9 protein-coding genes are annotated in these 14472 nt (G+C 43.0%); 7 read left to right on the forward strand and 2 right to left on the reverse strand.

Annotation, left to right across the window (positions count from 1 at the left end; all coding sequences use genetic code 11):
- The first annotated feature begins 22 nt into the window (after positions 1-22).
- The 6 genes from mnmG (at position 23) to WMO28_RS11780 (ending at position 7805) form a co-directional block, all read left to right on the forward strand.
- Positions 23-1909, forward strand: coding sequence for a tRNA uridine-5-carboxymethylaminomethyl(34) synthesis enzyme MnmG (gene mnmG, locus WMO28_RS11755; protein WP_349057095.1), 1887 nt, complete (start codon positions 23-25; stop codon positions 1907-1909).
- Between the two features lie 38 nt (positions 1910-1947).
- Complete coding sequence (gene rsmG, locus WMO28_RS11760) at positions 1948-2667, forward strand: 16S rRNA (guanine(527)-N(7))-methyltransferase RsmG (RefSeq protein ID WP_178644166.1); 720 nt, start codon at positions 1948-1950, stop codon at positions 2665-2667.
- Positions 2668-2886: 219 nt separating this feature from the next.
- Positions 2887-3942: an ABC transporter ATP-binding protein gene (locus WMO28_RS11765; protein WP_349057097.1), complete on the forward strand. Its 1056-nt coding sequence runs from the start codon at positions 2887-2889 to the stop codon at positions 3940-3942.
- The gene (locus WMO28_RS11770) at positions 3939-4802 is read left to right on the forward strand and encodes an ABC transporter permease subunit (RefSeq protein ID WP_178644161.1); all 864 of its coding nucleotides are present in this window, start codon (positions 3939-3941) and stop codon (positions 4800-4802) included. Before WMO28_RS11765 ends, WMO28_RS11770 begins: the two co-directional genes overlap by 4 nt.
- A gap of 13 nt (positions 4803-4815) precedes the next feature.
- Entirely contained in the window at positions 4816-6276 is a 1461-nt protein-coding gene (locus WMO28_RS11775; protein ID WP_349057099.1) for a Gldg family protein, read from the forward strand.
- A complete protein-coding gene (locus tag WMO28_RS11780; protein WP_349057100.1) occupies positions 6276-7805 on the forward strand; it encodes a DUF4340 domain-containing protein in 1530 nt (509 codons plus the stop codon). Before WMO28_RS11775 ends, WMO28_RS11780 begins: the two co-directional genes overlap by 1 nt.
- Positions 7806-7923: 118 nt before the next feature.
- Here the strand turns inward: WMO28_RS11780 and WMO28_RS11785 are convergent, their stop codons facing one another.
- Positions 7924-11793, reverse strand: a complete 3870-nt coding sequence (locus tag WMO28_RS11785) for a YhgE/Pip family protein (RefSeq protein ID WP_349057102.1) — start codon at positions 11791-11793, stop codon at positions 7924-7926.
- Between the two features lie 512 nt (positions 11794-12305).
- On the opposite strand from WMO28_RS11785, the gene WMO28_RS11790 reads away from it, so the two are divergent.
- Complete coding sequence (locus WMO28_RS11790) at positions 12306-12896, forward strand: TetR-like C-terminal domain-containing protein (protein ID WP_349057103.1); 591 nt, start codon at positions 12306-12308, stop codon at positions 12894-12896.
- 467 nt (positions 12897-13363) lie between these two features.
- Here the strand turns inward: WMO28_RS11790 and WMO28_RS11795 are convergent, their stop codons facing one another.
- The gene (locus WMO28_RS11795) at positions 13364-14317 is read right to left on the reverse strand and encodes an alpha/beta fold hydrolase (RefSeq protein WP_349057104.1); all 954 of its coding nucleotides are present in this window, start codon (positions 14315-14317) and stop codon (positions 13364-13366) included.
- Positions 14318-14472 lie beyond the last annotated feature (155 nt).

Below are 14472 nucleotides of genomic sequence, written 5' to 3' on the forward strand. Positions count from 1 at the left end.
TAAAGAAAAAAGGAGAAAAAGCATGAAAAACCTGGAACAGTTTTTTGATATCGTAGTAGTAGGCGCCGGCCACGCCGGCTGCGAAGCCGCATTAGCCTGCGCCCGTCTGGGACTCCAGACCGTCATGTTCACAGTCAGCGTAGACAGCATCGCACTGATGCCATGTAACCCCAACGTAGGCGGCAGCTCCAAAGGTCACCTCGTCCGCGAGCTGGACGCCCTTGGTGGAGAAATGGGAAAAAATATCGACAAGACATTCATTCAGTCCAAGATGCTCAACCAGTCCAAAGGACCAGCCGTACATTCCCTTCGTGCACAGGCAGACAAACAGGCCTACAGCACAGAAATGAGAAAAACACTTGAAAACACAGAGAATCTTACCATCCGCCAGGGAGAAGTAACCAAGCTTCTTGTAGAAGACGGACACATTACGGGAGTAAAAACATTCTCCGGAGCTACCTATCATGCAAAAGCAGTCGTTCTCTGTACAGGAACCTACCTCAAAGCCCGCTGTATCTACGGCGATGTAAGCAACTATACGGGACCAAACGGACTTCAGGCAGCCAATTATCTCACTGATTCCCTGAAAAAACTGGGAATCGAAATGTTCCGTTTCAAAACAGGAACACCGGCCCGAATCGCCGGAAACACCATTGATTATTCCAAGATGGAAGAACAATTCGGAGACAAAAAGGTAGTTCCGTTCTCCTTCTCAACAGACCCGGAATCCGTACAGATCGAGCAGAAATCCTGCTGGTTGACCTATACAAATGAAAAAACACACGAAATCATCCGTGCAAATCTGGACAGATCCCCGCTGTATTCCGGTATGATTGAAGGAACCGGCCCAAGATACTGTCCGTCCATTGAGGATAAAGTAGTACGTTTTGCAGATAAAAAACGTCATCAGGTATTCATCGAACCGGAAGGTCTTTACACAAATGAAATGTACATTGGTGGAATGTCAAGTTCCCTTCCGGAAGATGTTCAGTACGAAATGTACCATTCTGTACCAGGCCTGGAACACGCAAAAATTGTAAAAAATGCTTATGCCATCGAGTACGACTGCATTAATCCACGCCAGCTCTATCCGACACTGGAATTCAAAAAGATCAAAGGACTTTTCAGCGGCGGACAGTTTAACGGAAGTTCAGGCTACGAGGAAGCTGCGGCTCAGGGACTGATCGCAGGAATCAATGCAGCCATGGAAGTAAAAGGAAAAGAACAGCTGATACTTGACCGCTCCGAAGCATACATCGGAGTTCTTATTGATGACCTCGTAACAAAAGAAAACCATGAGCCATACCGAATGATGACAAGCCGTGCTGAGTATCGCCTGCTTCTCCGTCAGGATAATGCAGATCTCCGTCTTCGCAAAAAAGGCTGGGAGGTCGGCCTGGTAGATGATGAAACCTACAATAAATTACTGGAAAAAGAGCGCCGGATCCAGGAAGAGATCCAGCGTGTTGAACATACAAATATCGGCGCATCTGCAGAGGTACAGAGCCTTCTGGAATCCCTTGGAAGCACACTGCTGAAATCCGGAACAACCATTGCAGAGCTGATCCGCAGACCGGAGCTTACTTATGTAGCACTGGCACCGATCGATAAGGAAAGACCGGAGCTTCCGGAAGATGTATGCCAGCAGGTAGAGATCAACATCAAGTATGACGGCTATATCCGCCGCCAGATGAAGCAGGTAGAGCAGTTCAAGAAACTGGAGCAGAAAAAGCTTCCGGAAGACATCGATTATGAAGAGGTAGGAAGCCTTCGTATCGAAGCACGCCAGAAGCTGGAAGCGTACAGACCGGTATCTATCGGTCAGGCATCCCGAATCTCCGGCGTATCCCCGGCAGATATTTCCGTGCTTCTTGTATACCTGGAGAGCAGATCCGGTCATAAACATTAAGAGATACCGAATAAATAATGAAATAGAGAGGAAAATACATGTACAACTTAGAAATCCTTGAAAAAGGCTGCGAAGAGCTTGGGATTACTCTGAATGACACTCAGAAACACCAGTTTATCCAGTTTTATGAATATCTTGTAGAAAAAAACAAAGTCATGAACCTGACCGGAATCACAGAATTTGATGAGGTTCTCGTGAAACATTTTCTGGACAGTCTCTGCTGTGTCAAGGCAGTGGATATGACAAAAGTAAAAACTGTCATGGATATAGGAACAGGAGCAGGATTCCCGGGAGTTCCGTTGAAAATCGCTTTTCCGGAGGTGGAAGCCTGCCTTCTGGATTCTTTGAACAAGAGAGTAAAATTTCTCCAGGAAACTTTCGAGCTTCTTGGTCTTGACGGAATCACAGCGATTCACGGAAGAGCCGAAGAGTATGCCCAAAATAAATCTTACCGGGAAAAATATGATCTCTGCGTGTCCAGAGCTGTATCCGGACTGGCAACCCTGTCCGAATACTGTCTCCCATATGTAAAGGTCGGAGGACTTTTTGTATCCTATAAATCCGGTTCTGTAAAAGAAGAAGCAGAAGCAGCAGAGAAGGCAGTAAAGATCCTCGGCGGAAAGATCCGTGATATTCAGTATTTTGATCTTCCGGGATCTGAGATCAGACGTTCTCTTGTTATCATCGAAAAAGTAAAAACGACTCCGGGAAAATACCCGAGAAAAGCCGGTACACCACTTCGAGAGCCACTGGCATAAAAGATCATTCTGTTTCACAAAAATATCACACATTCATCCTACTTTTATCACAAATTATTTTTACACTATAAAGTGATAGAGATGCTCCTGGATTCCCCCATTCTCTGTTTCATCCAGGAGCATTTTCTATTGTGTAAAAGAAAGCCGGAGTAAAAAAGTTCTTATCTTTGGCCAGATGCCTTCGTAAAAGGTGTCTTATAATAAAAGGAGGAGAGTAAATTGATCGAAGTAAGTAATCTGGTCAAAAAGTATGGCGATCATACTGCAGTAGACCACCTTTCCTTTCAAATCGAAAAGGGGAAAATTTACGGATTCCTGGGACCGAACGGTGCAGGAAAATCAACAACAATGAACATGATCACCGGATACATTGCTTCTACAGAAGGAAAAGTAATGATCGATGGTCATGATATTCTGGAAGAACCGGAGGAAGCCAAGAAATGTATCGGCTATCTGCCGGAACTGCCGCCGCTTTATTTTGATATGACTGTTCTTGAGTACATGAAATTTGCGGCAGATCTGAAAAAAATCCCGAAAAAAGACAAAGACAAACAGATTAAAGAAGTCATGGATATGGTAAAGATCACGGATATGAAAGACCGTCTGATCAAAAACCTTTCCAAAGGTTACCGCCAGAGAGTAGGACTTGCACAGGCAATCCTGGGATATCCGGAGGTGATCATTCTGGATGAGCCTACCGTAGGACTTGATCCGAAGCAGATCATAGAGATCCGTGACCTGATTAAAAGTCTGAAGAAAAAACATACAGTGATCCTGAGCTCACATATTCTTTCTGAAGTAAGAGCAGTATGTGATTATGTTCTGATCATTTCCCACGGAAAACTGGTGGCCAGCGATACACCGGATAATCTGGAACGTCTGGCAGCAGGTTCAAACAGTCTTCTTATGAAGGTAAAAGGAGAGAAGGATACCGTTCATAAGACACTGGGATCCATAGAAGGCGTTACCGGTGTGGAAATGTCCTATGACAGCGATGAGGAATTGTGGAAAGTTAAGGTTTCCATCGAAGAAAATGTGGATATCCGGGAAAAAGCTTTCTACGCTATGGCAAAAGCAGACTGCCCGATTTATGAAATGCAGGTTAAGAGAGTTTCTCTTGAGGATGTATTCCTTGAACTCACCGAAGGAGAGAAAAAGACCTCCAATGGCCAGAAAAAATCAGACTGGAAGCCGGTAGAAGAAACTACAGAAGAGCAAAAAGAAGCTTCAGAACAGGAAAAGGTTTCAGATGAGAAAGAGGGGGATCAGTCATGACAGCGATTTTTAAAAGAGAGCTGAAAAGCTATCTGACATCCATGGTCGGATATCTTTTTATATTTTTTGTCCTGGTGCTGACCGGAATTTATTTTTCCGCATATCAGCTCTCAGGCGGTTACTCAAAGTTTGAATATACATTAAGCGCACTGACATTTGTGTTCCTGATCGGTGTGCCGATTCTTTCCATGCGTGTACTTGCAGAAGAGCGTAAGCAAAAAACAGATCAGCTGCTTCTGACAGCACCGGTATCTGTATGGGATATCGTATTTGGAAAATATCTCGCTCTGGTTGCAGTATTTGCCATTCCTGTAGTGATTATGTGCTTTTACCCACTGATCATGAGTAAATTCGGAACAGTATCCTTTGCTTCCGCATATACCGGAATCCTGGGATTTTTCCTTCTGGGATGTGCCAATCTGGCAATCGGAGTATTTATGTCAGCACTTACGGAAAGTCAGGTAATTGCGGCAGTACTTACTTTCGTATTCCTGTTTGCTTTTTATATGATGAATGGAATTTCATCTTTCTTTTCACAGACTTCCATGTCAACAGCAGTAGCCTTCGGACTTCTGATCGTGGCGATCGCGATCATTATCTATACCATGATTAAAAATGTGCTGATTTCTGCTGTGATCGGTCTGGTGGGAGAAATTGCCCTTGTGATCGTATATGTTGTGAAATCCAGTATTTTCCAGGGAGGCATCCAGAAAGTACTGAATGTATTTAATCTGAGCGGACATTATGATAATTTTACAAACGGTGTGTTTGACGTGACAGGAATCGTTTATTTTATCTCTGTTATCGCAATCTGCCTGTTTCTTACCATGCAGTCCATTCAGAAGAGACGCTGGAACTAGGGGGTGAATAGAAATGAAAAATAAACATAAACCAGATCCGAAGAAGCTGGTAGGAACCATCAGCAAAAAGCATCTGAAAAACGGTTCCTACAGCATGGCTATGGCAGCAATCTTTATTGTGATCGTGGTTGTGATCAATATGATCGTAGGTGCCATTCCATCTAAATATTCACAGCTGGATGTAAGTTCATCCAAGCTTTATACCATTGGTGATGAGACAAAAAAAGTTCTGAAAGCACTGGATAAAGACGTTACTATTTACCAGATCGCACAGAGCGGATCAGAGGATGAGACGATCTCCAATCTTCTGAAACGTTATGAGGATGAATCAAAGCACATCAAGGTCGAGGTAAAAGACCCGGTTGTAAATCCGAAATTTGCTTCGGAGTATACAAGCGACGATCTGGCAGCGAACAGTCTGATCGTAGTATGCGGAGACCGTAACAAGGTCATCAAATACAGCGATATGTATTCCACATCTGTTGATTATAATACCTGGCAGCAGACAACCACAGGCTTTGACGGTGAAGGACAGATCACAAGTGCACTTGGATATGTAACTTCTGAGAACCTTCCGGTACTTTATACACTGTCCGGTCATGGCGAGAAGGATCTGGATTCCAGCTTCAAGGAGGATATCCAGAAAGCCAATATCGACATCAAGGAGCTGAATCTTCTTATAGAAGGAAAGGTTCCGGATGACGCAGACTGCCTGATGATCACTTCTCCGACAAGCGATATTTCCGAGGAAGAAAAAACAGAGATTCTTGATTATCTGGAAGCTGGCGGAAAAGCCATGATCTTCTCAGATTATACACAGGAGGATCTTCCGAACTTCGATGCAGTTCTTGAAAACTATGGTGTAAAACGTGCAGAAGGAATTGTATTCGAGGGAGACAGCCAGCATTACGGAATGCAGATGCCGTATTATCTGGTACCGACTGTCAACAGCACAGATGCAAGCTCTGAGACAGCTTCTGCAGGATCCTATGTACTTGCTCCGTATGCACAGGGAATTCAGAAAACAGATGACGTGAGAGACACAGTAACTATCGACAGTATTCTGACAACCTCTGACAAAGCTTACTCTAAGACGAACATGCAGAGCACACAGATGGAAAAAGAGGACGGAGATATTGAAGGTCCGTTCGATCTTGGCGTGGCGATCACAGAAAAACTGGATGGTGACAAGGAAACACAGATCGTTTATTATTCCACAGCAAATCTGATGGAGAGCCAGGTAAATCAGATGGTATCCGGTGGAAACGAGAAGCTGCTTCTGGAATCCTTAAGCTGGATGACAAACACGGATGAGAGCAGTTCTGTTTCCATTCCGTCCAAGAGCCTTGAGACTACAAGCCTGACAGTTACAGATTATGATGCGGCATTCTGGAAGATCTGTACTATTGGTCTGATCCCGGGAGTGTTCCTTGTTGCAGGATTTTTAATCTGGCTTAAGAGGAGAAAAGCATAATGAAAAAATCAACGAAACTTGTTTCCGCTGTTGTTGTACTGGCAGTTCTCGGCGGCGTTTATGTAGGAATAAATTCCTATGTATCGAAAGAAGAGAGTGCGGGAAGCAGCAGCGAAGAGGAAAGCAAAACAGAGGTGTTTTCCGTGAAAACGGATGACATCAAATCCCTGGAATTTATCATAGATAAGAAGGATACGACTTTTGAGAAAAAAGATGATTCCTGGGTAAAGAAGGATGAGACTGCTTTTCCGGTAAATCAGACAACGCTTGATTCCGCAGCGTCTGCCTTGGAAAAAGTAGAAGCAGACCGTGTCCTTGAAAAAGTAGATGATCTTACGGAATATGGACTGGATTCACCGTCCAATTCCGTAACAGTTACCACAGCTGACGGAACAACGAAGTTCAACATTGGAGATGAAAATACTTCTACAAATCAGTATTACATTTCCAGAGATGATGAAGACAGCACCGTATATGTGGTAGCAGCAGATACGGTAACACCGTTTATGAATTCTCTTTATGATTATGCACAGGGAGAGGATTTCCCGACGATCGATTCTTCTACAGTGGAGAAGGTTCAGGTTAGTGAGGATAAAGATTCTTATGTGCTGGAAGAAAATTCCGACGGTGCTACCTGGGATGTTTCTACAGACGGTAGCAGTGATAAAGAAACCGCAGATACCACAGCAGCAGGAAATGTAACCTCCGGACTTGGAAATTTCGCATTTGATGAGTTTGTAAATTATAATGCGGAGGATCTTTCCCAATATGGCCTTGATAAGCCGTATGCGACGATTACAGTGGATTATCAGGAAGAGGCGGAGGAAGATTTATCAGAAAGCGATTCTGAGGCCTCTGAGAGCGTTTCAGAGGATAGTGGCGCAGACTCTTCAGACGGCAGTTCTTCTGATGAGAAGAAGACTACGACTGTAGATAAGCAGCAGGTAATCTACGTAGGTGATGAAGCCGGTGATGACAGCAGATATGTAACGGTAGATAACAAACAGGTTTACACAATGTCTACAGATACATTAAGTGCGGTGATCGATAAAAAAGCTTCGGATCTCTGGTCACTGATCGTTAATTATCAGTCCGTAAAAACACTGGATCAGCTTCAGGTTACTTACGGAAATGAAACAAGTACTGTAAATGTTTCACGTGAAACATCCAAAGATGATGACGGAAATGAGACAGAAACAACGACTTACAAGCTTAACGGCGATGAGATCGACAGTACAACATTTACAACCTTCTACAATAAGCTTATAAATATGGCAGGCCAGAAACGGCTTACAGATACGTATACACCTGCTACAGATCCGGAAATGACGGCAGTGTTTACGGATACAGATAATAACCAGACAACAGTTACTTTCTACACATATGATACGAACTATTATGCAGTTATTGTTGGAAACAAGGTATTCCTTGTAAACAAGATGACAGTAAAAGAAATGTTCACAGCATATGAAACACTGACAAACGGTGGAGCAGAAGCTACAGCGACACCGACAGCAGAAGCGGAATAAGAGAAATAAAGAAAACCGGAAATCTCCAGAGATGAAGATTTCCGGTTTTTTATTTTTTATATATCTAACAGAAGGTTCGGGGGAGCTTCTGTCAGTGACTTAAGTTGATGCTTAATGATTAAGCAAGACCTCTTTCTTCCAGCCAGTCGAAAAGAACGATCTTATCTTCTTTCTTTCTCTTGGCCATATGATTGAACTGAAGGATCGTCAGGATTGTGAAGATCACAAACAGTACAGCCATTACGATTACGGAAGTAGTAATGCTTCTGCCACCACTGATCGTTGCACGGAATGCATCGACTGTGTAGGTGAATGGCAGGTATGCGTGGATCTTTCCGACAAATTCCGGAGAAATCTCAACCGGATAAGTTCCGGCAGATCCTGCAAGCTGAACTACCATGAATACCAGCATCAGGAAGCTTCCTACTTTACCAACGGTAATGTTGAAGAAGTACATGATGGATGTAAATGTCATGGATGTCAGGCAGGCGAACAAGATCGTCTTGCCCATCTCGGCAGGTGTAAATCCATTAAACTGATGTAACAGCAGGATCAGGACAATTCCCTGAAGAATTGCAACCGGATAAAGTACGGAAGCTTTGCTTGCCCACCATGCAAAACCGGATTTCAGTTTGCCCTTGTACTGAGCCAGAGGATACATCAGGCAGAATGCCAGTGCACCAACCCAGAGACCTACAGACATCATGTAAGGTGCCATTGCGTGTCCGTTGTTCGGAACATCGGTAAGTTTACTTTCATCGCTTACAACAGGAGTTGCAAACATCTTGATCGCTTCATCACTTGCAGAATTGTCTTTTACTGTATCTGCGCCATCGCTAAGGCTTGTTGTCAGTGTTTCAGAACCATCCTGCAGTTCTTTCATACCATCTCCAAGCTTCTTGGAACCATCATAAAGCTGAGAAGCACCACTCTGAATCTGAGAAGCACCATCTGTCAGTTTCTTGGCACCGCTGTTAAGTGTAGTATTATTGCTTACAAGTTTCTTTGTACCACTGAGAAGTGTAGAGGTACCGTTTGCTAATGTTTTAGTACCGTTTGCAAGAGTAGTAGCACCGCTTGCAAGAGTTTTACCTCCGGTAGAAAGCTGACCGGTTCCGCTGGTAAGAGCAGAACTGTTAGATGCAAGAGTTGCAACACCATCAGTGTATGTTTTGATACCTGCTGTCAGAGTCTTAGAACCATCTGCCAGCTGGGAAGCGCCACCATTAAGAGTGGTGTTATTGTCTACAAGCTTCTTGGTACCATTGTGAAGAGTAGTAGTACCATTTGCTAATGTCTTAGTACCGCTTGCAAGAGTAGCAGCACCGCTTGCAAGAGTTTTAGCTCCTGTGGAAAGCTGACTGGTACCATCGGTAAGAGCGGAGCTGTTTGCGGCAAGAGTTGCAACGCCGTCGGTATATGTTTTGATTCCGTCTGTCAGTGTTTCGGAACCGTCTGCCAGCTGAGAAGCACCGGATTGAACCTGTGGAAGTGCACTGGTGATCTGTTTTCCGGCTGTTTTCAGGTTCTTTGCACCATCTGTCAGTTTCTTGTTGTTAGCAGTTAACTGATCAAACCCTTCATTCAGGGCTTTAATTCCATCAGCAGCATCCGGGAAGGATGTTGTATTTGTTTCAAGAGTCTGAAGTCCTGCGGAAACCAGTTGTACTCCGTTGTTTACTAATTTAGCACCGTCATAAAGCTGATTAACTCCGGCAGAAAGGGCTGATACCAGATTTGGGGAAAGTCCTTTTGTTTTTTCAGCGAGCTGAGAAGCACCTTCAGCCATCTGGTCTGCGCCTGTGTTCATGGCAGCAGCACCGTTATTCATGGTAGTAGCGCCATCGTTAAGTTTAGAAGCGCCATCATTCAGAGAAGAAACGCCACCTTTCAATCCATCAGAGATCTGAGACAGTCCGGCAGCTGCGTCATTGAAACTGGAAACGGTATCATTCAGACTTGCCTGTGTATCGGAAAACTTCTGGGATACATCAGCTGCCAGCTGGGAAACCTGATCTGAATAATTACTCATATAGGAACCATCTACATCTGTCGTACCTTCGGCGGTACCATACAGGGTATTAATCACATCGTTGAGGCTTTCGGCTGAAATAGTTCCTTCTTCGGATGCAGACTGCTGAATTGCCTGAAGAGTAGCAGCAGCATTGTTCATGGTATCCCGGGCAGTGCCGATTTTGGTATTGGCATCGGAAAGTACTTCACCGGTAGTCTGACCGTATCCGGAAAGAAGATCATTGATCTGACTGCCAACACCGGAGAACTGTTCGCCTGCAGCCTGTACTGCAGGAATAAGGCTCTGGGAAATACTTGTGCTTACTGTAGTTGCGATACCTGCGGCTTTGTCAACATATCCTGTAGCATCTGTGATGCCATTTGCAGCATCTGTGATGCCATTTGCAGCATCTGTCATACCGTTTGCAGCATCTGTCATACCGGCGGATGCGTCTGTCATGCCCTGATGTGCTGTGGAAAGACCGTTTGCCAGTTCCTTGAGAGACTCTTCTGTTGTGCTGCCTTCCAGAGCAGAAACGTTGTCGCTCAGATCTTTCAGTCCATCTTCCAGACTCTGGGTTCCGGATACAAGTGAAACAGAGCTTTCAGTGCCATTAGTTACGGCTGCATTCAGTTTGGAAATACCATCGGAAACATCGCCAAGTTTTTCAAGACCGGAAAGCTGTTTTGCGCCTTTAGCCAGTTTATTTGCACCATTAACATAAGCAGTTGTTCCATCTGCAAGAGTATTAGCACCGCTTACATACTGTGAGGCACCACTGGAAAGAGTATCAATGCCTTCGCTTAATGCCTTGGCACCTGATTCCAGGCTGCTTGCACCGGTTTTTAATGCCTCAGAGTTTTCATTAAGCTGATCAACACCAGCGGTGTACTGCTGAACACCTTTATCCAGTGCGTCAACACCCTCTGTAAGTTCAGGAACTTTTTCTGTAAGAGTGCCAACACCACTGTCCAGCTGTTTCGCACCATCATCCAGATCCTTGGCACCACTGTCAACCTGAGCGACACCATCAGTATAGGTTTTCAGTCCTTCACTTAATGATTTTGCACCGGATTCCAGACTGCCTGCACCGCTGTTCAGTGCATTGGAGTTCTCATCCAGCTGATCAACACCAGCGGTGTACTGCTGAACGCCTTTGTCAAGAGTATCAATACCGGATGTCAGCTCCGGTACTTTAGCGGTAAGAGAAGAAACACCGCTGTCCAGCTGTTTTGCGCCACTGTCAAGGGATTTTGCACCGCTATTGACCTGAGAAACACCGTCGGTATATGTTTTGAGTCCTTTGGTAAGGGTTTCAGAACCACTTACGAATGTAAGAGTACTTGTGGAAAGTTTCTTCAGGTTTTTGGTAATTGTTTTATTACCATCAGCTGCTGTATCCAGTCCGCCTTTAATCTTTCCGGATCCGTCTGCAGCTTCCTGCATGCCGTCACCTGCTTCTGAGATAGAATCAAAAACTGTTTCGGTGTAGGTTTCGGTAACCTGGGATGCGATGTTATCGCGAAGCTTCAGAATAGCTGTTTCACTGAGTTTGGAAGCAATGTAGTTGGTTCCGGGGTTGGTCTCATAAGTCAGCTGCATCTGCTTCGGATTCTCATCCATTACAGTAGAAGCATTTTTTGAGAAATCTTCCGGGATCGTGATAACCATGTAATAGGTTCCGTTTGCCAGTCCGTCCTCAGCTGTCTTGCTGTCTACGATGTTAAATGCCATTGAGTCGTTGTCTTTGAGCTCATCCGTCAGATCTTTACCTATACTTAGCGTCTTGCCATTGTACTCGACAGGTTTATCTTCGTTTACCACGGCCACCGGCAGGTTATCCACGCTTCCATAAGGATCCCACATGGATTTCAGAAACAGGCCTGCATAGATGATCGGGATAACGATGATGGCAATTACTACGATAAGCATAAGCTTGTTACGAAGTAAGCTTTTCCATTCGTTTTTGATCATATTACCTATCCCTTTCTTATTTAGTTTTCTTTTATTTCTAAAATGTATAACGTTCCGGGCAATTCATATTCTGAAAAAGTTTCTGTCGATATATCAATGCCAGGTTCGTTGCAGTTGAATAATCAAACTTTGTTCCAGTAATAGCTTTAAAATCTATTAATCATATTGAATTCTATTAATAGTTTTTAAATCCATTATCAAACAAAGTGTTGATTTTCTTTACGCGATGTATTATACTAAACACATAACACAGATACAACCATTAAAAAATTACTAAATGTAGATTAATAGACAAAAATATAATAAATGTCTAAAAATAATAAAAAACAGTATTAAAAACAAAAAATATATTTTAACAAAATATATATGGTTATAGCATTCAGGAAAACTATCGGATCAAACTGGATTTATAGCGATGCAATATTTATTGGAACACTATAATCTTTTAATACATTAATTTTACGTTTACTATGACATAAACAGGAAAGAGATTACGATTGGGGGAAATTGAGATGGCGGAAAAAGTTGACAGAAGAGTGCGTAAAACAAAGGCTCAGCTTCGCGCGGGACTGGCGCGTCTTATGCAGAAAAAAAGTATTAAAGAAATCACGGTGAAGGAACTGGTAGAAGAGGTAGATATTAACCGTTCGACGTTTTATCTGCATTATACAGATATTTATCAGATGTTGGAATCTGTTGAGGGAGAACTGATGGATGAGATCACACATCTGATTGCAGACTATCCGCTGGATCCTCTTAATAATAAAGAGAGCTCTTATCCGTTTATTGAGCAGATATTTACGATCCTGGATAATAATAAGGATATTTGTATTGCACTTCTCGGAAAAAATGGAGATATGGCTTTTGTGAATCGAATTGAGAAACTGATCGCAGAAACGGTATTGCATCGCTTATCTATTAAGCTGCCAAAAGATAATCGAGACATTGAATATGCGTATGCGTTTTGCCTTAATGGCTGCGTGGGAATGATCAAGACCTGGCTTTCATCAGATAATCAGGAATCTACACAGCATATGGCAGAGCTGACGCATAAACTGATTGATAATACGACACATATGTATTTAGAACAGGCTTTGAGATAGTAAAAATAGACGATTTTATTTGCTTGACAGGAATAAAATGAACAACATAAATATTCCCATCATTTCAAGTGTGCAGGACACTAAGTGATGGGAATATTTGCGCTAATGAGGATAGGTAAATTTGAGATTAAAACAAAATAGATCATGAGTGTGTTTCACGTGAAACACACTCATGAAAATCAAAAAGCTATATAAAAACAGTGCTTATACTTTTTTCTAAATAATGGTATAAGCACTGTTTTTTGAGAACAAAAATTTTAACCGAATCAAGTAAGTCCCCTGCTTCAATTGCGAGGAGCAATAAGCAGTGGGTGGGACTTACTTGTATCAGGAGGGGTACAAGCTCCTCCTGATAAACTGCGGAGCAGTTATTCGGTTATGAGCAAGTAGCGAAAGCGGATTGCGAATATCCGATTGACTCGGATCAAGTAAGTCCCTTGCGGGATTACGAAAATATTCGATTGATTTTACAGGAAGATAGATACCTGTTCCAGGAAAGCTTCAGGATCTTCGATATGAGGCAGATGTCTGGTATCAGGAATAACAGCAGTTTCAATAGAAGAATTCAGTTTCTGATATTCTTCTGCAATAAGCGAACCGGAAGATTCCTTTTCGCCGGAGACAATATAAATACAGGCATCGGAAGAAGATACTGCATTATTGATACTGATATTTAGATATTTGCCAATATAGCTGGAATACAGATATTTGGCATTGGCTCCACCTTTGTGAGCTGATTCATAATAAGTATCTACAAGCGTATCTGTTACGTGGAACGGATTAAAAAACAGATTCTCCATAAACATACTGCTGATGGATTCACGTGCAGAAACCATATGATAGATCAGCGTTCCGAAGATCGGAAGCTCAATAAAATGTTTGAACAGTTTATTGTCTTCACAAGGAGCCTGTTTCAGAGAACTGAGGCTTGGCGGATTGATAAGCATGATCTTGCGGAAGTAATCGGAATTATTACGGTATGCCATAATTGCAAAAGATCCGGAAAAGCCGCTTGCGATAACATCGGTTTCTTCCTTGATAACATTCTTGGCAAAATCACAAAGTAACTGTGCGAATACAAAATTTGTATAAGTGATATCGGGCTTTTCGGAACGTCCGCATCCGAGGAGATCGAGGGTATAAACGGTATGCTCTGTTGCGAGCTGCTTTTCAACAGCCTGCCATTCATAGCCGGATGCACCAGGCATAATATCATGAATAAGGAGAAGAGGTGTTCCCTGTCCCTGTCTGGTATAATGAATCTTTCCGAAACGCCAGTCGTATGTCTTACTGTGCGGTTGCTCCAACATATCCTTGAGCTGGGAAGTAGCATCTATAAAACGGTTAGCAATATGAATAACTCCTGCGGCTGTTCCTAATAACGCGGCAAGTGTAAGTAATTTATGTCCATTTTTCTTCATTGAAAGCCTCCTGAGATCTTAAAAAATAATCATGGCAGAAGATAAACAAGAACGCTGTACACACTATATGTAAAAATACACTTTATTACTCTAAGAATTCATGAATCTGCCGTGATTTTTTCTGAATATTTCTATTCCATATTATACGCTATCAA

The organism is Blautia aquisgranensis (assembly GCF_040096615.1).
GTDB classification, from domain to species: domain Bacteria; phylum Bacillota; class Clostridia; order Lachnospirales; family Lachnospiraceae; genus Blautia_A; species Blautia_A aquisgranensis.